Here is a 733-nt window from a genome sequence, read left to right on the forward strand (position 1 = left end):
TTATCGGCGGACTTTTATATCCGCCGATTTTCTTTCTCCTGAAAAGAGGAAAGGTTATTGATGCAGCCCTTTTTCCAACAGTTCATTAGCTGTAATAGGTATGGGGTTACTCTTGCTGTCCCCTCATTGTAGAGCCAAGTAAATGAATTTCTATTATGAATGGGGCAAATTGGTGGTACTCACTATTGGGTATCAAATGAACTGGTCTGCATGTGCAGGTTAATGATGTAAAACTTTCAAGGTTTAGTCTACCTTGAAGAGTAAAGATCGAGGAGCGACGATCGCTCAGACCCTAGCAATGACGTCTCAATTCAATGGTCGTAAGCGCGTACGCAAGTTTGTTGGTAAGATTCCTGAAGTGGCAGAAATGCCAAATCTTATTGAGGTTCAAAAAGCATCATATGATCAGTTTCTCATGATTGAGGAACCGAAAGGCGGGCGTCCAGATGAAGGCTTGCAGGCTGTTTTTAAATCGGTATTTCCTATTTCGGATTTTTCCGGTACAGCTATGCTCGAGTTTGTTGGTTATCAATTTGATTCACCAAAATTTGACGTTGAAGAATGTCGTCAACGTGATTTGACTTATGCTGCACCATTAAAGGTGATATTGCGTTTAATCGTTTTTGATGTTGATGAAGATACAGGTTCGAAAGATATCAAGGATATTAAAGAGCAAGGCGTTTATATGGGTGATATGCCTTTAATGACGACGAATGGTACCTTTATTGTTAAT

Annotated in this window: 1 pseudogene; it reads left to right on the plus strand. The window is 40.0% G+C overall.

The annotated features are described in order from the left end of the window. Positions 1–280: 280 nt before the first annotated feature. A pseudogene (locus tag ACFINZ_RS10730) lies at positions 281–733 on the plus strand (DNA-directed RNA polymerase subunit beta); the annotation flags it as partial.

This window comes from Bartonella sp. AA81SXKL (assembly GCF_042196945.1).
GTDB lineage: Bacteria > Pseudomonadota > Alphaproteobacteria > Rhizobiales > Rhizobiaceae > Bartonella.